Raw genomic sequence first — 19,106 nt, forward strand, 5'->3', positions numbered from 1 at the left:
TTTCTCCGGCTGCTGCGTGTCGGGCGGTGCAGCCCGTGGTACGCGCGAACTCATAGCGATGTGCTGCGCGAGTGTTCCGCGACGGAATGGGTACGGGGTGTTCATGACCTCGCTCCAGGACAACAGCGGGCAATGCGCGCCCTTCGTGACGGCAACGTTCAATGTGCATCGCGGTTCCACGCCATTTGCTCAACGTCATGCAGCGCGACATTTTTGGAACATTTGACGCAGGACGCACTGCGACGAACCGTCTCCTCCGGATGGTCGCCTTTATGCCTCTGGTCGCAGGGGTATCAGCCGTGATCACATCCAGGTTCTCCTGGCGGACAGGCACACGCCCTCGTCGGGCGCGCTGTTCCGCGTAGGAGCGGTTGCTATCGTATGTCCGGATTCAGCGCGCCGCCTTGCGCCACCTACGATTGATGCGCGAGCAACTCGACTCACGTAACCCCGCGACGGCGGGAACCATGAGCTATTTCGACGGTTGTCTCCTGGATGGAGGGCTGATGCCGTTCGAACAGGACATGATCGCGCTGCTACCGCAGATGCGGGCCTATGCGAGGGTGCTCCTGAAAAACAAGGCCGATGCGGATGACCTTGTCCAGGACGCCGTGCTTCGCATGTGGAACGCTCGCGATCGCTTTGAGCCAGGGACAAACCTGCGCGCCTGGGCCTTCACTATCCTGCGGAACCGCTTCTACAACGCCTTCATGAAGCGCCCCTCGTCGGTTACGATCGATGACGTTCCGGAGGATGTTCTGGCGGTGCCCGCGATGCAGGAACGCCTTGCCGCCGGCCGCGACGTGCGCGCCGCACTCTCTGCGCTCCATCCCGTGTTGATGGAGGCACTCGTCCTCGCCATCGGGTCGGACATGACGTACGAGGAAGTCGCTGGCATCGTTGGCTGCCGCGTCGGTACCGTGAAGAGCCGAGTGTTCCGGGCGCGACGCCAACTCCAGGCGCTGCTTGACGAGGATTTCCGACAGCCGGGAACGACTGACGGCTGCGGCGATTCGGCGCAGCTGCGCGTGCTGCTTCAGGTGTGAACGTGGCCCGCAACCGACACGACACATGAGCGTTGTTGCTTCACCCACCATCGGGGCGGGGAAGCATGCCCATCGCTGTGCGCTTGGCTCTGCTGTGGTTGGCAGCCGCCGCCTTCGCGGTCACGGTTGCAGGCCTTGCGGTGAGTATGATTCGACACGACAACCTCAACGCGGCGAGGTCGTCGCTCTCGCAGCAGGTCGAAGGTATGGCTGCGCGGCAGCGTCGCGCCCTTGCCGAAGTCGATCAGGCCATCGCGTCGTCGGTGGCCCGGCTCGCACCGTCCCTCGAAACCGACTGCCGCGCCGAATCTCGCGCCGCTCACGCGGAAACGCGACTGTTGGTCGTGTTTGTGGTCGTTGGGCGGGACGGTGACGTGTCCTGCGCCGACGCCGACTCAGTAGCCACCCTGCAGGTCGCGACGCGGCTCACCGCGCGGGTGTTGGCGGATCGGCGTCCTCGCTGGATGGGTCCGGCGCCCTCCGGTACCGGCGAGCCGCCCCTGATGGTCTCGATCCATCCGTTGCCTGACGACGACGCCGACCGAGCAGGCGTGGTTCTGGGCATCACAAGCGTGGCGCGGCTCGTCGACCTGGCTCCGCCATCAGACTGGAAACTCAGCTGGATCGATCGCTCCGGCACTATTCTGCACCGCTTCGCCGATGGCACCTCGGCGTCCGAAGGCGCGGGCACGCTGTCGGCGCGGGCGGCGGTGACCGACGACGTGGTCCTACTGGCAACTACGCGTCGTCCTGAGGTGCCGGCATCTGCCATGCTACTGCTCATGGCGGCCGCGGCGGTGATGGTCGCAGGGGGCCCTGTGATGATCGCCGTCGGCGGGCGGCGCTGGTTCACCAGGCCATTGCGTGTGCTCGAGAGCCACGTCACAGAAGGAAGCGTGCGGTCCCAGCAGATCGACACCTGGCCACCGGAAGTGCGTGCCCTGGGGTGCACCATGGCGGCGCGGGATGAAGCGTGGGCCGAAGTCGTCGCTCAACGGGGCCTATTGCTCGATGAGGTCAACCACAGGGTCGCGAATACCCTGCAGATGATCGTGTCGCTGCTGCGGATCGAGGCTGACCGCATCGACGATGGCCTGACCGATCCCGGCTCTGCGGCCAATGTCCTGCGGGACGCAGAGGAGCGCGTCGCCACGGTGGCGACTGTCCATCGGTCGCTGCGATGCATCGATGCCGACGGACCTGCCGACATGCGGCATCTGCTGTGGTCGATCTGCGATCGACTTGTTGCCGCGCATGGTCTGGCCGGTCGCGTTTCGATCGAGGTCAAGGTTCCGCCGCCCCCGCTGAACTCCGACGAGGCGATCGCCATCGCTCTGCTGGTAACGGAGTGGACGACAATGTCGCTGAGGGCAGTGTCCTCTCAGGAGACCTCTGGCTGCATCTCCATCACGCTCCACAACGGTGAGAAGCAGCGCGAACTTCTGCATGTCTCCGATCTCGCTGGCGGGATCCGGACACAGGATGCCGGCCTCGGCGAGACGATCGTTGCGGGCCTCGTGCGCCAGGTGGGTGGACGACTAATGGAGGTAACGGGTGTTTGGCGGGGCGTTCGGCTCGTGTTCCCGACCCGCACGGCGTGACGCGCGCAAAAGCGTCAGCCCGCCTTGCCCGCGAGCTTTCGCACAAGCACCAGCAGTTCTGGCGGCAGCGGTTCTCGCATTGCTTCGCCGTAGATTTCACGAATCGCTCGATCTAGCTCGGCGTCCGCCGGGTCCGTTGTCGTGGGGTTCGGGATGCGGGCAGTCGCCACCTGCTTTCTCCGGACTATGTCGCTTGCGAATGAAACTCGCGAAGCGGCGAATGGTTCTTGTGCCATCTCGTTCAACCACATGCACGCGCCGACAGGAGGTCCCGTGGTTGGTGATCTTGCGGCGAATATAGAACGCATACGAGCATATCTGCTGCTGGCGCTCGGCTCGGCGCCTGCCGCAGACCGTGCGCTGGCAGCATATCTGGAGCAAATGATCTCCGTGAACTGCGTGCCTGACGGACTTCAGGGAATGATGACGGCGATTCACGAACAGCTCGCCTCCGCGGGTCCGCAGTGGTTTACCGGCGAGGGCCTGAGTGAATCCCAGCGCGCCCTGAACTGGCGGCTGCGCGGCTTGTCGGTGCTTGAACGCGCCTTCGTCCTGCTGGGCAGCATCGGGCCGTCGCACGGCTTGGATCCTCCACGGGTCCTGGGAATCTCGAACGAACGCTACCTCGTCCAACGGCGGGCCACGCTGCGCCGGCTACGCCGCGAGACCGCCATAGTAGTATCGCGGCAGGCGATTGTGGCGATGGATCTACGGTCCATCGTGACGCGCCTTGGCATCCTGCGCGTCGAGACCGCTGGCAACGTCCGGGACCTGCCTTTGTTGATGGAACGACATCGGCCAGCGGTCGTGATCGCCGACACGGATGGGTTCTCCGAGGCGACCCTGGCAGAATGCCTGCCGGGCCCGCCACACGCGGATCATGTACCTGCGGTGCTCATCTCCACGGCTGGCCCACGCACGAACCGCTTTCCCATCACGCTGGGCAAGCCGTTTTCGTCGTCGGCCTTGCGGTCCGCGGTGCTCGCAGCGATCGGCGCCTGACGCCCGCCCCCGGCGCGCCTTCAGAATCGATGCGACGCGCCAACACCGGCCGCCTCCAGCCGGGCAATCGCCTCGCCATGGCTTGCGCGTGCGAAGCGGCGGCCATGGCGCAGGCCGATCGGACCGCAGGGACAGTGTCGCCCATTGTCCCAGCCAGGATAGTCGTGAACTGGATAAACGCAGACGCCGTCCAACGGGACTCCGCCCGCCATCGCTGCGGAGACTTCCGTTGTGCGCGGAATCGCGTCACGGCAGGATCAACTGGCGGAAATGGGAAAGGTTCAGCATGGCCGAAGGCCTCAACGTGCGCGACCAGTGACGCCATCCGGTCCCCGGGGCGCTGCCATCACCGCGGACGACGCTCCTGGGCTTGGACGTACCGTCCGGCGTGAACCTACCCCACCGTCGCTCTGTCCACCGCCTCGCGGGGAATGACGGAGATCGCCCCGCCCACCTCGAGCACCGCCATCCCGATATCCTCGAGCTGCACGATGCCTTGGCGTTCGCGCGCCGCCTGCATGATGTCGTCGAGCTCGATGCGCGCCAACCGCATCTCTCGCTGCAATGGCTGGCCGTGCAGCACGAGCAGCGTGGGGCGCCCGTCCAGCACCCGGTTCGCCAGCGGCACGTCGCGCTTCAGCAGGGAGAAGGCGACGTCGAGCGTGAGCAGCGTGGTTACGGCAATGACAGCGGTCGTGACTGACATGTCATCGCCTAGCAGCGCCGGTTGCGTCGCCTCACCGATGACCAGCAGCAGTACCAGGTCGAAGGTAGTGATCTGGTACAGCGACCGCCGGCCTGCGATGCGGAACAGCAGCAGCAGCACCAGGTAGACAGCCGCCGCGCGAAGCACGGTGTCCATGTCGGATCTCCGCTAGGGCAAGGTCACGATGCGCATGATCGCGCCGCCGGACCCTGCGGTCAGCCGGACCTCATGCAGGCCCGGCGCGGTGGGGGTCAGGACGATGTTCACCCGCAGCCGGCCGCCGCCGGAGGCGTGGAACATCATCAGCAGGCTGCTCTCCTCCCGGCGCTCCTCGATCGGCCGGGGCACGACCAGCCGTGGTTCGAAGTGCTCCAGAGCGGAGGCTTCCAGCGCCAGCGTACCGATCCCGGCCGGCAGCAGGATCGACCAGGTCGTGGCGCGGGACAGGCGCACGACGCCCTCGTACGCCACATCGGGCGCACTGGGACCGCCGCGTGCCTGTCGATCGGTCAGCGGACCGCCGGCTCCGAACACGCCCGCGCAGGCGGCGGCGACGAACACGGCCATTGCCGCCCAGCCAAACCGCTGCACACGCCAGACGCGTCGCTGCGCGCGCGGCTCGTCGCACACCAGTGCACGCGCACGACGCAGCGCATCGGTCGTCACCCGGGCCGCGGTCGCGCCGTCGTTGTCAGGCATGTCCGGCCCCTCCTCTGCCGCCGAAAGAAGCGCGCTGCCGCAACGAAGATGCGCGTGTCTAGGCGCGCCGCCTCAGGCGCTCGATGGCGTGCTTCAGCGGAATCGCCGCGGCTTCCATCTCAACCCAGGGATCACGCGGTGCCCTGGCCTGCAGCTGCTCCGTGAGCCGGTAGGCGTCGGGCGACGTCGCCTTCGCCAGCATGGTCCAGCTGATCGGCCGGGCGAGTGGCGCGCCGGCGCGTGCGCGCGGGGACCAGCTTGCGATTGCGGTCGCCTTCGACGCGTTACGCAGATAGTCGAGGAAGATGCGTCCTTCGCGAACCCGCTTGGACATCGTGGTGGTGAAGGACGCTGGGTCCTCGCGTTCCAGCAGCTTGCAGACGTGCAGCGCAAAGGCCTTGGCCTCGGGCCAGCCCGCTGCGCCGCCACGTTGCGAGGTCCCGAGCGCCACCACGATATGCACGCCCTTCCCCCCCGAAAGGCGGGGAAAGCTGGTCATTCCGCATGCGTCGAGCACCGCGCGCAGACGCTGCGCGGCGGCACGGATGGTGGCGAAGTCCACGCCAGGCCCGGGATCGAGGTCGAAGACCAGACGATCCGGCACCTCGGGCGTGGCAGCACGCGCGCCCCAGGGATGCAGCTCGGTCGCGGAGATCTGAGCCAGCGCCAGCAGCCCGCCCTCGTCGTGGATGGTCACATAGGGCTTCGGCTGGCCGGGGATCACGACCGGCTGCAGCAGCGGCGACATGCCCTTGGTGGCGTGCCGCTGGAAGAACGACTCGCCGTCGATGCCGTCCGGCGTGCGCAGGATTGACAGCGGCCGGGCGGCCACCTGGGGCAATAGCAGCGGCGCCATGCGCATGTAGTAGTCCGCGAGCATCGCCTTGGTGACGATGGGCGACCGCTCCGTCGCCGGCCACAGGACGCGATCGGGATTGCTCAGCTTCGCCCGCCGCTCGGGTGCGGGCGTGGGGGCAGCGGCGATGGCTGGCTTGGCCAGGGCAACCTCCTCCGGCGGCTTGTCCTCGCGCAGCGCGACGAAGCTGGCGTGCCGCAGCAGGCCTTCGTCCGTCCATCCCGCAAAGGCGACCTGGGCCACCAGCTTGGGCTCAGCCCAGGTGACATCAGACAGCCGCGCCGGCTGCTTGCCGCTGAAGGGCGTGCCCTTGCGCGTCAGCGGTGCAAGCAGCCCGAGCAGCCGGCGCGACTGCGTGGCGCCGAAGCCGGTGCCGACGCGACCGAGATATGCCAGCTCCCCGCTGCGCCGCACGCCCACCAGCAGGGCGCCGATGGCGGTGCCGTGGCGGTTCAGGCTCCACCCGCCGATCACCACTTCCTCGGAGGCGCGGCACTTCGTCTTGATCCAGGCGCCGCTGCGGCCGGCAGCGTAGGGGCGGTCGACGTGCTTCGACACCACGCCCTCCATGGACAGCCGGCACGCGCTGCGCAGGATGGCATCGCCGGGCGCAGCGAAATCCTCAGCGTAGCGCAGCGTGCCGAAATCCGTGTGGTCGTCCAGCAGCGTCCGGAGGATGTCCTTGCGCTCGCGCTGGGACCGCGTACGCAGGTCCTGCGCTCCGTTCTGCAGCAGGTCGAAGGCGAAAAACACCATCGGGTGGTGCTTGTCGCCTGAAAGGATGGCCTGCAGCAGTGCGAAGTCTGGCACGCCGTCGTCGTTCAGCGCCACGGCCTCGCCATCCAGCACGCAATCGGGCAGCCCGGCCGCGGCGGCGGCGATATCGGGAAACCGGGATGTCCAGTCGAGCCCCGTGCGCGTGCGGATGCTGGCCCGCCCGCCCGCGGCCGCGACCTGCAGCCTGTAGCCGTCGAGCTTCAGCTCATGGATCCATTTCGGTCCGACCGGCGGCGTCTCCGCCGACAGGCAGAGCTGCAGCGGCAGGAAGTCCGGCAGCGGGCGGGCCCTGGCGCGCGTGCGCAACGGGTGCGGCGGCTCTGCAGGCGCGGGAGACGGCGGCGCGCCGTCGCGCAGCACGAAGGGGTCGTTCTCCTTGATCAGCAGCCAGTTCGCGCGCGGGCTGCGCTCACCCGGCTTCGGCTTCAGGCGGATCAGGGCGAAGCCGCCTTCCATCCGCTGGCCCAGCAGCACGAACTTGAGTTGCCCGGCCGCGAGGTCCTGCTCCACCCGGGCGGCATCGCGCGGGGCCCAGGCGCCCTCGTCCCAGATCTCGACCGTGCCGCCACCATACTGCCCAGCGGGAATGCTGCCTTCGAAGCGCGCATATTCGACGGGGTGGTCCTCGACCTCGACGGCCAACCGCTTGATCGCCGGGTCGCGCACCGGTTCGTTGGTAACGGCCCAGCTTTTCAAGACACCGCCCCATTCCAGGCGCAGGTCGTAGTGCAGGCGCCGCGCCGCATGCTTCTGGATGACAAAGCGCAGTGCGCCGCCCTTGGCGGGCCTGGCACCTAGGGTGGCAGGCTCGGGAGTGCGGGCGAAGTCACGCTTTGCCCGGTAGCGGTCGAGCCCGGCAGGCATGTCAGCGCGAGCGACGGCGCACGGGTTTCGCGGCCGGCGCGGCCTTGGCCTTGGCCCGCGCAGGCGTCGCCTTCGCGGCGGCGGCGGCGGCGACCGGCTTCGCTTTTGCCGCCTTGCCGGACAGGCTGCGCTTCAGCGCCTCCATCAGGTCGATCACATTGTCGGGTTCCGGCGGCGGAGCGGTGACGCCGCCGTCCCCGCCGTCATCCTTTCGCGCGATGAGGTCGCGCAGCGCATCCTCGTAGCGGTCAACGAACGCAGAAGGGTCAAAGGCGCCGTGCTGCTGGGCGATGATCTGCTCGGCGATCTCCACCATCCGCGCATCGGCCTTGCGATCCGGGATGGCGGCGAAAGCCTCTTCCTCGGGTCGGATCTCGTCGTGGCTGCGCAGCGTGGTCACCAGGATGCCGCGCCCGCGCGGCTCGAGCGCAACCAGGCGTTCCCGGGTGTGCAGTACGAGTCGTCCCAGCGCGACACGCCCGCTCTCGCGCAGCGCCTCGCGGATCACCACGAAGGCCTCCACGCCGGCCTTCTGAGCGGGCGCCAGATAGTAGGGATCCTCCCACCAGATCCGGTCGATGTCTTCGAGCTTGACGAACCGCTCGATGTCGATTGTGCGCGTACTCTCGAGCCTAACGCTGCGGATCTCCTCATCGGTGAGGAGAACGTAGCGGTCCTTCGACGTCTCGAAGCCACGCACCAATTCCTTGCGCTCGACGGGTGTGCCGGTCTCGGCGTCCACGGTCAGTTGCCGCACGCGGTTGCCGGTGGTGGGATTGATGAGCCGGAAGCTGACGTCGCCCTCGCGCGAGGACGCGTTGTAGAGCGCGACGGGACACGACACGAGGGACAGCCGCAGGTGCCCCTCCCAGCTTGGACGCGTTGCCATGAAGCGGAAACGCGGCGGTGTGGCTGCGGTTGCACGCACGGGCACCGCAGTACGCCCTTCCCCATGCCGGCGCGTCGAACACCGCACGGCACTCCGCCGCGCGGGAGCGAAAGCGGCAAACCACCAGGCGCGCACGCATCGGGACGGTGGTGACTGTCGCCATCACGGCACCGCTGTCCGCGCTGGTGATGCACCACCAGCCAGCGACCATACTGCCCGCGTGCAGCAGAATGGCGCCGGATCTCGCGGAGAGCGTCGTCGTTCGTCATCAAGCGGTCGATGACGCCAGGCGCCGGCGGTGCGACCACCCTGGCGACATCACGCCACCGTCTAGAGCGGCGCTTCCGGTTCGTCCGCTTGGCGTTGCGCCTCTGCCCCCGAGATGCTGAGCCGGACCTCGTCGCCCTCGACCTCGGCGACGCAGACCAGTGGCAGGAAGCGGTGCATCCCTTCCTCGTTGCGGGTCAGCTTGATCTGGTCGCCCTCGAGGCCATCGACGATACCGACGTGTTCGCCGTCGCTGGCAACGACGGTCATGTGTTCGCGGATCTGGTCGCTCATGTCATTCACGTCCCGTTTCCTTTCCTGGGTGCGGAAGCATTCGGGCCCCAACGCGCCCCCATCCTCACGCAGTACATGAAACCGTCGCCGCTGCCGTAGGTTCCCCGAGTGCCTACCGGGCCGTCGGCAGGAACCGCATGCTGCAGCGGAGCCCATCGGGCTCCCACGCCATCTCGAGGGTACCGCCAAGCTGGTTCTCGATGGTGGAGCGAATGAGGAAGGTACCGAAGCCCTCATGCTCGGGCGCGGCGGCCACCCGGGGTCCGCCACGCTCCTTCCAGGTCATCGCGACCGTGGCGCCCTCCATGCGCCAGGTCACCTCGATCGACCCATCCGGCACGGACAGGGCGCCGTACTTCGCGCTGTTGGTCGCCAGCTCGTGCACGGCCATCGACACGTGCTGCGTTGCGTCCACGTCGAGCATCACCTCTGGCCCGTCGATACGTATGTCTCGTCGGTCAGCGGCGCTAGACAAGTGGGCGGCGAGCTCCTCGCGAACCAGCTCCCCGATCGCCGCGCCCGCCCAGCGCGAGCGGCCGAGCAGCGTGATGGTCTGCGACAGCGACCTGATGCGCCCCTCGAGCGTGGCGACGAATTCCTCATGTGTCGGCGCTGTTGTCATGCGCACCAGTCCGCTCACCAGCGTCATCGCGTTTCGCGCGCGATGCTCGACTTCCTGCGCCAGAAGCGCGGCGCGGATCTCGTCCTGCTTACGCTCGGTGATGTCATAGGCGACGCCAAGGATGCGCCGTCCCTTGCCGTCGCCAAGGTCGACAGCTCGCGCGCGAATGATGATCCAGGGCGTCGGCGCCCCAGGCTCGGCCGATGCCCGAATGCGCAGTTCCACCCGCATGGTGCCCGCCGCGAGCACCTCGCGCAGCCCACGCCACAGGAGGCGCCGGTCCTGCGGCAGGACGCACCGCATCACGTCGCGCCAAGGCGGCGCCGTGTCTGAGGACTTATATCGGATGAGCTGCAACGCCCGCTGCGCCAGGTAAAGGCGACCTTGAGTCGGCAGCCATTCCCAGGTCCCAATGCCGACAGCGTCCTGTGCCAGGACCAGGCGGGCGTCGGTCTCCGCCAACTGCGCCTCGGTCGAGCGCAGCGAGGTGACGTCGACATGGATGCCGCGCATGACAAGCGCGCGCCCCCGTGCATCCCTCTCGATCTCGCCGCGCGCCGATATCCAGCGCACCTCGCCCGAGGGTGTGACGATTCGGTAGGTCTGTTCGTATTCGGTTATGCGGCTGTCGTCGGCGACGGCATTCAACAGCCTTGCCTCGGCCGCGGCCCGATCATCGGGATGCAGCCTGCGCATCCAGTCCGCATGGGTTTCGCGCGCTGCGCTGGGCGCGAGGCCGTTCACTGCCATGTACTCAGGCGACCGAAGGCTACGGCCAGTCGTCAAATCCACCTCGAAGGTTCCGACCATCGCGTAGCGCTTGGCCCGTTCCAGGCGGTCCTCCGACCTCTCAACGTCGCGCAGAAGTGTCGCGTTGGCCGTCACCAGACGCAGTTGGTCGCTGCGCACGCGCAGGCTCAACGCCAGCAGCGCCGCTATCGCCGGGACGCCGAAGGCGAGGTAGGGTCCGAAGGCCGACCGCCACTCGGCGCGGACCGCAGTGAGAGGTCGCGTTGCGACGGCATAAACGGGAAAGCCATTGAGGCGGCGCGCTGCCTCCAGTCGCGCCTCGCCGTTGCCGTCCTGGCCGGCCCAGTGTCGGTCGGAGGTGGCGCCAGCCGCGGCGAGCGCCGACACGGCACGCGCGCCTGAATCGACTTGGAGCGGCTCGGCATGGATCACGCTGCTGGCGATCGGGACGCCGTCGTCACGCAGCAGCGCGATCCGGTCCGTGTTGTGCGGCAATAGCCGGCGTAGGCCTGCGCCGATCGTGTTCGGATCGACCGAGATGGTAACGAGGCCATCGAAACGGCCGCGCCCCTGCGTGTCGGGCCGGGACCAGCGGCCTCGGCTGACAGCGAAGAACAGACGGCCGTCAAAGCGGCCGACGAACATGCGGCTGATATGGACGGCTGGAGGATTGGCGCCGCTCAGCGCCTGGAAGAAATCGCGGTCGGACAGCGATTGGCCGGTCGGTACTGGAAACAGGTGGCTCGCCGCCACCGGAACGCCAGCAGCGTCCAGGGCGAAGGCGATGACAGGCGGATCGAACTCCTGGACCAATTCGGCAAGCAGCGCGTGGGCGCGATGTTCGAACGCCGTCGGCGCCTCTGCGGCAAGCTCGGCCAACCGGTCGCTTACGCGAGCCGCCGCCACGGCATAGCCGCTGAGGGCGCGATCAGCGGTCTCCGCTGCGGACTCCGCCATGCGCGCCACTTCCTCCGTGGCTTCCGACACCGTCGCGGTCCAAGTCAGTTGGCCTGCAAGCGCAAGGACGAAGGCGGGAACGGCGACCGTCAGAGCGGGCAGCAAACTGATGAAACCATGGCCCCGCGGCTGATCGCGGGAGGCGCGATTGAGGCGGCTACGCGCTGCACGGATCAGATTGTCACGGACGGGCGGCTCGACGCTGTCGGAACCCGACGATCGCAGCGCCTCATCAGGAGCGGGGCTCGGCAAGTGCCCTCCTGGTCCGGCCTGATGGGTTCGGCGGAAGTGCTTGCGTCGCGCCCGCCTCCAGGAACTTCACCGGATCCCTGACCGTCACTAACACGCGAACCGACGAATTGAAATCAAGAATGCAACCGCCTGATTCACGCGAGATGCTGTGCGCACAAGGCCACCGCCGGGCCGGCCAAAGGCCCGCCAGACCGGGCGGACTGAAGCGCCTGGCATCGTCCGCACTGACCATTCCGTTCGCTTGTTCATTCAGAGTGCGGTTTGGTCGCCATCAGCCCCGCTCGCAATCAGCACTACCGCCCGATACGGGCCGTGTGCCTTCGCACAGCAGGTAATCATGGAGCGGGCCGCTACACGCGTCGGCGTCGCGGCCCAGCCCGTCAGAAGATCTTCTCCAGGGCGAGCATCGCGCCCACTGCGACCAGCGCAGCAGCGGCGACGCACGCGAACGACCTGAAGAGACGTGGATCGTTGTTGGCAGTCCGGTAGGTTTCCATACGGGCTTCAACCGCGCCCCGCCGTCAAGGTTCCCAAAGCCGCGCAGTTGGGTTCCAGATCGGAGGTGTGGGCCTGAATGAACGCCGTCGCGAGTGATTGCACTACGGTCGGGTAGCCCGCCGAGTTACGCGTAACCGTCGCTGAGCCCCAGAGCAGGCGACCATACCCCCCCGCAGGAGCAGGCCGGGCCTTTGGATGAGAGAGTAATGGCCCACTGATGCCGGTGCGAAATCTGCAAGGATCGCGCGCGTGCGGCAGGTCGGTGATGGTGATCCCCGGAAACCCCTTCGCGCAGGCAAAGCCGCTGTTGCGCGCCAACCCGCCGGCCAGGGCCCAGGCCGGTGCCGGCTTCCGGCTCGTACTGACCCGCACAAACGAGCGCCTGGACGACTAACCTCTGGGCCACGCGCAGCACCGTGGCCGATGTGCCGCGCATCGACGGATGCACCCTCGCCACCAGCGCTCCCAAAGGGCACGAAGGGGAAGGCAAGCCGATGCTGGCCATCGCCGCCAAGGGCCGCCTTCGGGGACGAGGCAAAGGCCGAGCGTGCCGCACGACATCGCGCCGATCGCGCCTGGCCGCATGCGGGGCGGCGATGTGGGTGCGCCCGGCCTGCTAAGGCGTCGCCCTCGACCGGCGGACTACGCGCACCTTGCCGCTGTCGCCTCCGCCGCAATACAGCCGCTCACTGCCATCGGACTCGAGCCCCGAAACGCCGGTACCGGCTGGCATGTCGAGCTTTTCCAACACCTCTCCCGTCTCGGGGTCGATGCGGCGCAGATCGCTCTCCTCGCCTTCCCAGGTGCCGTGCCAGAGGTCGCCCTCCGCCCAGGTCACGCCGGTGACGAAGCGGTCGGACGAGATTGAGCGGATCAGCGCGCCGGTGTCGGGATTGATCTGATGGATCCGTCGGCTCCGATACTCGCCGACCCACAGCGACCCTTCGGCCCAGGCCATCCCCGAATCTCCGCCATTGCCCGGGGCCGGTATCGAGGCGAGCAGGGCACCGCTCTTTGGGTCGATCTTGTGGATACGGTTTTCGGCGATCTGGTAGATGTGCGTCCCGTCGAAGGCTGTCCCCGCATGCGCGGCGACGTCGATGACGCCTGTGAGCTTTCCGCTTTCCGGGTCGATGGCTCTCAGCGAAGCGCCCGCGGCAAACCAGATGCGCTCGCCATCGAACGTCACTCCGTTGACCTTTGGTGCGTCGGGAAATGGCCCATACTCGCGGATGATCTCTGCCGCCCGGCGTTTCATCTGATCCATCCTTTTCCGGAGAACAATGTCTGCCTGTCCGGCCTGACCTCACTAGACGCCTGGCAGCGGACCGGGGAGCAACAAGCTTGTCGTGAATCCCGATACGGGCGGGCTGGTCCATTGTCGCGCCCGCCCCTTGCCGCAGGATTGCACCTTGCCCGCCGCAGCCAGGCCGTCGAGCGCGCGCTGTATCGTGCGCTCGCTGGCGCCGAGAGCCACCGCAAGCGCTGAGCTCGACCACGCCTCTCCGTCGGCGAGGCAGGCAAGCACAGCCGCGTTCTCGTCCTCGAACGGCGGTACCATCACGACGATCTCGCGACCTTGCGGCGGCTTGAACACAAAGCCGCGCTTGGTTGCGACGACCTTCGCGACTGCCGTCAGGCTCGCACGCAGCCGTCCCATCTCGACGCGCAGCCGTGCCCGGTGCGCTTCGTCCGCGTGCTTCGCGCGGAAGGCACGCGCGAGAAGGTCCTCGCGACTTGCATCCTCCGGCCATGCCTCAGCCAGTGTACGCGCCAGCATGAACAGCACGGGCCGACGTGACAACGACACCACCGTCTCTGAATTGCGCAGTACCAGGCGGCAGGCATCCACCACGATCGCCTTCGATGCCAGCAGCGTCTCAACCTCGTCCAACTTGACCAGCGTCTGCTCGCTGCGTGCGATCAACCGCGCCGCCGGTGCATCCAGTTCGCGCTGCGCGCGCTCGACTTCCGCTCTCAACGCCGGAATACCGGCCGCCAGCGCCGCCGCGTGCGCACGCATGAAGGCCGCACGCGCTGCCTGTATATGGATGCGCCGCATCGCGATGCCCGCGACCGCTAACTCATACGCTGCTCGTGATGCGGGCGGGAGAGGTTCAGGGTCGAGTTCGCGCAGGTCGCGCTCGGCCTCATCCAGCTTTCCGATCAGCAGCAGCCGGCGCACGGCAAGATGCCGCGCGTGCGCGGCGTTAAGCCTGTCGTTGTGCGTGTCGAGAATGTCACGCGCATCCTTCAGGGCGTCTTCCGGCCAGGTGAGATCGCGCGAGACGAGAGCGATCTCCGCCTCGGCCACAACGCATCGCGCCCGCGACACGACCTCGTGCGGGCGGAATGCCTTCGCTGCCCGCCGCAGCAGGAGCTTGGCTTTCCCAAGATCCCCGAGCTGCGCCATCGCAATGCCGCGTAGCGCCAGCGCCGGCGCATCCTCACGCAAAGCTATGCGCTTCAGCGCGCCGAGCGGATTGCCCTTAGCCAGGGCCTGCGCCGCGGCCGTGATCAGCGAGTCCATTCCCGCCTCATCCACGCGGACCCAGCCTGCTCAAACCCTGTCACGCGAAATCGCGCCATACTTGTCACTCCAGCCTCGGTCACAGGTAGCCGTAGACAATCTCCGTCAACTTGCCGGCAACACACGCATGTGCCGACCCAGCATGGAAGGAGATCTCAAGTGCCAGACATCCTGCACAGGGTTGGAGTCAAATCCTCCACCCACGACGTTTATAGGGCCCTCACGACAATCGACGGCCTTGCGGGCTGGTGGACCGTGACAACGAGCGGCGACAGCACGGTGGGCGGCCGGATCCACTTTCAGTTCGGCGACCGCGGTGCCTTCGACATGAAGGTGCTCGAGCTCGTCCCCGGCCAACGCGTGCTGTGGGACGTGGTCGACGGCCCCGCTGAATGGGTCGGCACCAAGGTCAGCTTCGACCTCCGGCAGGACGACGAGCAGGCGACCGTGATGTTCAAGCACGCGGGCTGGGCCGAGCCCGTCGAATTCATGCACCACTGCTCCACCAAGTGGGCGACCTTCCTGATGAGCCTGAAGGCGATGATCGAAACCGGGACAGGCACGCCGATGCCCGACGACGTCCGCATCACCGTGAACTGGGATTGATCTGCGTAACCAGGGCGGTGGGGCCTCGGGCTCCTGCGCCCAGGTGGCGGGTTCTGTGGCCAGTGGGAACGTGTTTTGGCCTTGCGCGGCGCGTCCGGCACGCGAATGCGGCCTGCAGGCCGCGAGGCCCGGTCAGCGCGAGGCCGGCGGGATATGCGCCAGGCGCTCGGTGAAGGCGGCGATGTCCTCCTGCGCGTAGCTCAGCGCAACTCGTCGCTTCGACGCCGGGCACTGCGCGAGCGAGAGACCCGGGCGCCATTCCGTCCGCGGCCGGATGGGCCGGGCCTGGAATCCGCCGCCGCAGTTCGGGCAGACGTTCTTGAGGTGCCGGTCGACGCACTGCGCGCAGAAGGTGCACTCAAAGGTGCAGATGCGTGCGTCCTCGGCGTGCGGCGGAAGGTCGCGGTCGCAGTATTCGCAGTTCGGTCTCAGTTCGAGAGCCATGGCGTCATGCCTCACGGAATTTCGGCTTCCGGACCGTGATGCACCATGGTGAGCTTGGCGGCGATGACACAACACCGACGATTTCCGCCACGCCCGTCGCACGCGGTCGAACTCCTCGCGTTCCCCGGCGTCCAGCTGCTCGATGTGACGGGTCCGATGCAGATCTTCGCCTCGGCGAACGAGGCGCTTGCGGCCCGGGCCATGCCGCATCGCTACGCCCTCTCGCTCGTTGCCGCGGAGCACCTGGTTTCGACCTCTGCCGGGCTGAGCCTCGCGGCGACGCCGTTCCGGGGCGTGCGGCGCGCGGTGGATACCCTGATCGTGCCCGGCGGCGCAGGCGTGGATGTCGCGATGGCGGATGCGCGCCTGCTGGCGTGGATCCGTCGCCGGTCGCGCATGGCACGACGCACGGTCTCGGTGTGCACAGGCGCCTTCCTGCTGGCGGAAGCGGGCCTGCTCGAAGGTCGCTCCGCCGTCACCCATTGGGCCCGCTGCGGCGAACTGGCGCACCGCTTTCCAGCGATTGACGTTCAACACCGCCCCATCTTCGTACGCGACGGGCCGGTCTGGAGTTCCGCCGGCGTGACCGCCGGAATGGACCTGTGTCTTGCTCTCGTCGAACAGGATGTCGGACGCGACGTCGCGCTCGCGATCGCCAGGGACCTCGTGATGTTCCTGAAGCGGCCCGGCGACCAGGCGCAGTTCAGCCAGGCGCTCGCGCTCCAACGGGCGGGGCGGTTCGACGATCTCCACCACTGGATCCGTGAGAACCTCGCGGGCGATCTTTCGGTTCAGGCCCTCGCGGCCCGCTGTGGGATGACCGAGCGAACCTTCGGTCGCCGATACCGGGCGGAAGTCGGGCTCAGCCCCGCCCGAATGGTGGAGAAAATGAGGATCGAGGCAACCCAGAGGCTGCTCACCGAGACCGCGGAACCGCTGAAGACGATCGCCGCGCGCTGCGGCTTCACGAGCGAGGATGTTCTGCGCCGGTGCTTCCTTCGCCAGACATCCGTCACGCCACGGGAATACCGGCGGCTGTGGCGACGCGTGGCAGGGTAGTGTCGGCGGCCGTCCACCCGCCTGGGTCAGATACACAGGCTATCGTGGGGGCCGACGCCCGGTGCTGGAACAGCACCACCACGCAGCCCGTCTCCATCCGATGCACACCTTGCGCGACGCCCGGCCCGTGCGTGGCGATGAACCAAGCCGGCAGGCAGGTGCCATCGACGATCATCTCGCTCTCGCGCACGTGGATGGCCGCCGGGTGATGTTCGATGCGAACGAGACGGTTCAGCAGACTGCCCCCGTCACCTGCTTCGGTCGAGGAGCCGTCCGTCCAGCACGATCAGCCCAAGCCCGATGAGAGCCATGCCGCCGAATTGCAGTGCCGACAGCCGCTCCCCAAGGAAGCCCGCACCAAGCAGAACCGCGCTGACCGGAATCAGGAGCGTGACCAGCGACGTGTTCGTCGCTCCAGCCGTCGCGATCAGGCGGAAGAAGATGATGTAGGCAAGAGCGGTGGACAGCAGCGCCAACCCGATCAGTGCGCCCCAGGTGACGAGGCCGGGCATGCCTTGCTGCCAAGGCCGGTCGACGAGCAGGACAAGCGGCAACGCCATGCAAGCGGTCGCCGTGATCTGCCCGAAGGCGCCCACGGCAGGCGCGATGCCCATGCGCTTGAAGCGGCGGCCGAAAGTGTTTGCGAAACCGTAGGAGACTGCGGCGCCGAGGCAGGCCAGGACACCCCAGAACGCGCCATCTCTCCCCGACGACGTGTGTGCACTCAGCAGCACGGCAACACCCGCGATCCCGAGCGCGATGCCAGCCAGCTTGTTGAGGGAAAGACGCTCATCGGCCGCGAGGAAATGCGCAATGAGGATCGAGAACAGCGGTGTCGTGGCGTTGATGATCGAAGCCAACCCGCTGTCGATGAAGGTCTGGCCCCAGAATATCAGCGAGAAGGGAAGCAGGTTGTTCAGGAACCCCATGCCGCAGAAGGCCCACCAGATTGCTGCTGAGGACGGGATCGCGGCGCCGCGCAGCCGGAGATACAGCCATAGGGCGCTGGCGGCGATCGCCACACGCGCCAGCACGATCGTCAGTGGCGGAACCTCCGACAGAGCGACCTTGGCAAAGAAGAACGAGCCACCCCACAGGAGCGACAGCAGGCCGAGCAGCACCCATTCACCGGCGAGAATGCGTCGGGTATCGGACATGCAATGAGACCTCATGGCAGTATGGACGCGCATGGATCGCGCATCGTGACGGACCTGCCTCGCCGCAATCGGACCTCATCCTCCGGAGTGAATGCGCGTGCGGTAGGGTCATCGGCATGACGAGCCAATCAGCGCTGTGGGAAAGGGCGTGGGCGGAACGCGATCCCGCCTTTGACGGACGCTTCTTCGTGTGCGTCAGGACAACCGGCGTCTATTGTCGCTGCACGTGCCCGGTGCGCCTCCCGTTCCGCCGCAACGTGCGCTTCGTCCCGAGCGCCGCCGCGGCGGAGGCTGCAGGATTCCGGCCCTGCCTCCGGTGCCGCCCCGAAACAACGCCCTTCTCGCCCGCCTGGAACGGCACGCTGGCCACGGTCGAGCGGGCATTCCGGCTGATCGTCGAGGACGGCGCGCTGGACGGCGAGGACGCCACCATCGAGGCACTGGCGGCCCGCATGGGGATGACCGAGCGGCACCTGCGTCGACTCTTTGCACGCCACCTGGGTGCGAGCCCGAGCGCCGTCGCGCGGACCGCGCGCGTGCAGCGGGCAAAGCGCCTGCTGACCGAGACGGATCTGACGATGACCGAGATCGCCATGTCAGCAGGGTTTGGAAGCCTGAGGCGCTTCAACGCGGCCTTCGCCGACGTCTACAAGCGGCCTCCGACCGCGATCCGACGCGGTGCACAGAAGCGTTAGATGCGCGCCAGTGCTCCATGGCCATGGTGCCGGCGGCCGGGCCTCCCTGCGCATGATCGGCTCGCTCGCATATCGCTTCGTGCGCGGCACCGCCCCGAAAACACCGAGACCATGCGGCAGCACATGCGGCCCTGACCGCCCGTTATCCGCGTGCATTGCTGCGCCTGCCCCACGCTCGGCCAGGATGAACGCGGCATGCTGCGTCTGGTCGCGGCGCTACAGGCCGGCCTGGCGACCGACGCCGTGATCGTGCTTGCCGACTGGTTGCCCGAGGACTCAGGTGGCCCCGCGTCAATCGGAGCGCGCCGCTTCGCCGCCGAGATGGCCACCGCCGGCCTGCGCCTCGCGACCCCCCGGCACCACGCTGCATTGAGCGCAGACGCGCTGGCATCCGTGGCGCGCCGAGGCGCTCGGTGACCGCTGCGAAGCCTGTGGAGACGCTCGCTGTCCAGCGGATTGCCCCGACGCAAGGCTGCTTCGCCCCGGCTGTGCGCCGCCGGAGATCGACCGCAACCCCCAGCAGCAAGAAGGGGGG

The 19,106-nt window shown here is 67.6% G+C and carries 18 protein-coding genes; 7 read left to right on the forward strand and 11 right to left on the reverse strand.

What is annotated here, in order from left to right; genetic code table 11:
- The first annotated feature begins 467 nt into the window (after positions 1-467).
- Entirely contained in the window at positions 468-1,046 is a 579-nt protein-coding gene (locus tag MWM08_RS21955) for a sigma-70 family RNA polymerase sigma factor (RefSeq protein ID WP_244408636.1), read from the forward strand.
- Positions 1,047-1,111: 65 nt separating this feature from the next.
- A complete protein-coding gene (locus MWM08_RS21960; protein WP_244408637.1) occupies positions 1,112-2,647 on the forward strand; it encodes a sensor histidine kinase in 1,536 nt (511 codons plus the stop codon).
- A gap of 14 nt (positions 2,648-2,661) precedes the next feature.
- Here MWM08_RS21960 and MWM08_RS21965 read toward each other — a convergent pair whose 3' ends face one another.
- Positions 2,662-2,817, reverse strand: coding sequence for a hypothetical protein (locus MWM08_RS21965; protein WP_244408638.1), 156 nt, complete (start codon positions 2,815-2,817; stop codon positions 2,662-2,664).
- A 16-nt stretch (positions 2,818-2,833) separates the two neighbouring features.
- Between MWM08_RS21965 and MWM08_RS21970 the strand changes: the two genes are divergently transcribed.
- Positions 2,834-3,649 carry an ANTAR domain-containing protein gene (locus tag MWM08_RS21970; RefSeq protein ID WP_244408639.1) on the forward strand — a complete coding sequence of 272 codons (816 nt, stop codon included), beginning with the start codon at positions 2,834-2,836 and terminating at the stop codon, positions 3,647-3,649.
- A gap of 394 nt (positions 3,650-4,043) precedes the next feature.
- Here the strand turns inward: MWM08_RS21970 and MWM08_RS21975 are convergent, their stop codons facing one another.
- The 8 genes from MWM08_RS21975 to MWM08_RS22010 form a co-directional block, all read right to left on the reverse strand.
- Positions 4,044-4,511 carry a DUF421 domain-containing protein gene (locus tag MWM08_RS21975; protein ID WP_244408640.1) on the reverse strand — a complete coding sequence of 156 codons (468 nt, stop codon included), beginning with the start codon at positions 4,509-4,511 and terminating at the stop codon, positions 4,044-4,046.
- Positions 4,512-4,523: 12 nt separating this feature from the next.
- Complete coding sequence (locus tag MWM08_RS21980; protein ID WP_244408641.1) at positions 4,524-5,054, reverse strand: hypothetical protein; 531 nt, start codon at positions 5,052-5,054, stop codon at positions 4,524-4,526.
- 58 nt (positions 5,055-5,112) lie between these two features.
- Positions 5,113-7,551 carry a DNA ligase D gene (gene ligD / locus MWM08_RS21985; RefSeq protein ID WP_244408642.1) on the reverse strand — a complete coding sequence of 813 codons (2,439 nt, stop codon included), beginning with the start codon at positions 7,549-7,551 and terminating at the stop codon, positions 5,113-5,115.
- 1 nt (position 7,552) lies between these two features.
- Positions 7,553-8,440 (reverse strand): non-homologous end joining protein Ku, encoded by an 888-nt coding sequence (gene ku, locus MWM08_RS21990; RefSeq protein WP_244408643.1) that lies wholly within the window; start codon positions 8,438-8,440, stop codon positions 7,553-7,555.
- 330 nt (positions 8,441-8,770) lie between these two features.
- The gene (locus MWM08_RS21995; RefSeq protein ID WP_244408644.1) at positions 8,771-9,001 is read right to left on the reverse strand and encodes a DUF2171 domain-containing protein; all 231 of its coding nucleotides are present in this window, start codon (positions 8,999-9,001) and stop codon (positions 8,771-8,773) included.
- A gap of 112 nt (positions 9,002-9,113) precedes the next feature.
- Positions 9,114-11,582 (reverse strand): sensor histidine kinase, encoded by a 2,469-nt coding sequence (locus tag MWM08_RS22000; protein WP_244408645.1) that lies wholly within the window; start codon positions 11,580-11,582, stop codon positions 9,114-9,116.
- 1,114 nt (positions 11,583-12,696) lie between these two features.
- On the reverse strand, positions 12,697-13,338 hold the full coding sequence (locus tag MWM08_RS22005) for a Vgb family protein (RefSeq protein ID WP_244408646.1): 642 nt from the start codon (positions 13,336-13,338) through the stop codon (positions 12,697-12,699).
- 51 nt (positions 13,339-13,389) lie between these two features.
- Positions 13,390-14,610, reverse strand: coding sequence for a helix-turn-helix domain-containing protein (locus MWM08_RS22010; protein ID WP_244408647.1), 1,221 nt, complete (start codon positions 14,608-14,610; stop codon positions 13,390-13,392).
- A gap of 159 nt (positions 14,611-14,769) precedes the next feature.
- Here MWM08_RS22010 and MWM08_RS22015 point away from each other — a divergent pair, with 159 nt between their 5' ends.
- Positions 14,770-15,216 (forward strand): SRPBCC family protein, encoded by a 447-nt coding sequence (locus MWM08_RS22015; protein ID WP_244408648.1) that lies wholly within the window; start codon positions 14,770-14,772, stop codon positions 15,214-15,216.
- 132 nt (positions 15,217-15,348) lie between these two features.
- Here MWM08_RS22015 and MWM08_RS22020 read toward each other — a convergent pair whose 3' ends face one another.
- A complete protein-coding gene (locus MWM08_RS22020; protein WP_244408649.1) occupies positions 15,349-15,660 on the reverse strand; it encodes a DUF1272 domain-containing protein in 312 nt (103 codons plus the stop codon).
- Positions 15,661-15,723: 63 nt separating this feature from the next.
- On the opposite strand from MWM08_RS22020, the gene MWM08_RS22025 reads away from it, so the two are divergent.
- Complete coding sequence (locus MWM08_RS22025; RefSeq protein ID WP_244460008.1) at positions 15,724-16,719, forward strand: GlxA family transcriptional regulator; 996 nt, start codon at positions 15,724-15,726, stop codon at positions 16,717-16,719.
- Between the two features lie 248 nt (positions 16,720-16,967).
- On the opposite strand, the gene MWM08_RS22030 is transcribed toward MWM08_RS22025, so the two are convergent.
- Positions 16,968-17,876, reverse strand: coding sequence for a DMT family transporter (locus MWM08_RS22030; protein WP_244408650.1), 909 nt, complete (start codon positions 17,874-17,876; stop codon positions 16,968-16,970).
- A gap of 116 nt (positions 17,877-17,992) precedes the next feature.
- On the opposite strand from MWM08_RS22030, the gene MWM08_RS22035 reads away from it, so the two are divergent.
- Both MWM08_RS22035 and MWM08_RS22040 read left to right on the forward strand, forming a co-directional pair.
- On the forward strand, positions 17,993-18,571 hold the full coding sequence (locus MWM08_RS22035) for a bifunctional transcriptional activator/DNA repair enzyme AdaA (protein ID WP_244408651.1): 579 nt from the start codon (positions 17,993-17,995) through the stop codon (positions 18,569-18,571).
- Between the two features lie 195 nt (positions 18,572-18,766).
- Positions 18,767-18,988, forward strand: a complete 222-nt coding sequence (locus MWM08_RS22040) for a hypothetical protein (protein ID WP_244408652.1) — start codon at positions 18,767-18,769, stop codon at positions 18,986-18,988.
- The last annotated feature ends 118 nt before the right edge of the window (positions 18,989-19,106 follow it).

The organism is Roseomonas fluvialis, from assembly GCF_022846615.1.
GTDB classification, from domain to species: domain Bacteria; phylum Pseudomonadota; class Alphaproteobacteria; order Acetobacterales; family Acetobacteraceae; genus Neoroseomonas; species Neoroseomonas fluvialis.

Coding starts and splice junctions, on each gene's coding strand:
- MWM08_RS22020 (WP_244408649.1), bottom strand. CDS start 15,660: ATGGCTCTCGAACTGAGACCGAACTGCGAATACTGCGACCGCGACCTT.
- MWM08_RS22030 (WP_244408650.1), bottom strand. CDS start 17,876: ATGTCCGATACCCGACGCATTCTCGCCGGTGAATGGGTGCTGCTCGGC.
- MWM08_RS21955 (WP_244408636.1), top strand. CDS start 468: ATGAGCTATTTCGACGGTTGTCTCCTGGATGGAGGGCTGATGCCGTTC.
- MWM08_RS22005 (WP_244408646.1), bottom strand. CDS start 13,338: ATGAAACGCCGGGCGGCAGAGATCATCCGCGAGTATGGGCCATTTCCC.
- MWM08_RS21995 (WP_244408644.1), bottom strand. CDS start 9,001: ATGAGCGACCAGATCCGCGAACACATGACCGTCGTTGCCAGCGACGGC.
- ligD (WP_244408642.1), bottom strand. CDS start 7,551: ATGCCTGCCGGGCTCGACCGCTACCGGGCAAAGCGTGACTTCGCCCGC.
- MWM08_RS22010 (WP_244408647.1), bottom strand. CDS start 14,610: ATGGACTCGCTGATCACGGCCGCGGCGCAGGCCCTGGCTAAGGGCAAT.
- MWM08_RS21975 (WP_244408640.1), bottom strand. CDS start 4,511: ATGGACACCGTGCTTCGCGCGGCGGCTGTCTACCTGGTGCTGCTGCTG.
- MWM08_RS22025 (WP_244460008.1), top strand. CDS start 15,724: ATGACACAACACCGACGATTTCCGCCACGCCCGTCGCACGCGGTCGAA.
- MWM08_RS21960 (WP_244408637.1), top strand. CDS start 1,112: ATGCCCATCGCTGTGCGCTTGGCTCTGCTGTGGTTGGCAGCCGCCGCC.
- ku (WP_244408643.1), bottom strand. CDS start 8,440: ATGGCAACGCGTCCAAGCTGGGAGGGGCACCTGCGGCTGTCCCTCGTG.
- MWM08_RS21980 (WP_244408641.1), bottom strand. CDS start 5,054: ATGCCTGACAACGACGGCGCGACCGCGGCCCGGGTGACGACCGATGCG.
- MWM08_RS22035 (WP_244408651.1), top strand. CDS start 17,993: ATGACGAGCCAATCAGCGCTGTGGGAAAGGGCGTGGGCGGAACGCGAT.
- MWM08_RS22040 (WP_244408652.1), top strand. CDS start 18,767: ATGCTGCGTCTGGTCGCGGCGCTACAGGCCGGCCTGGCGACCGACGCC.
- MWM08_RS21970 (WP_244408639.1), top strand. CDS start 2,834: ATGTCGCTTGCGAATGAAACTCGCGAAGCGGCGAATGGTTCTTGTGCC.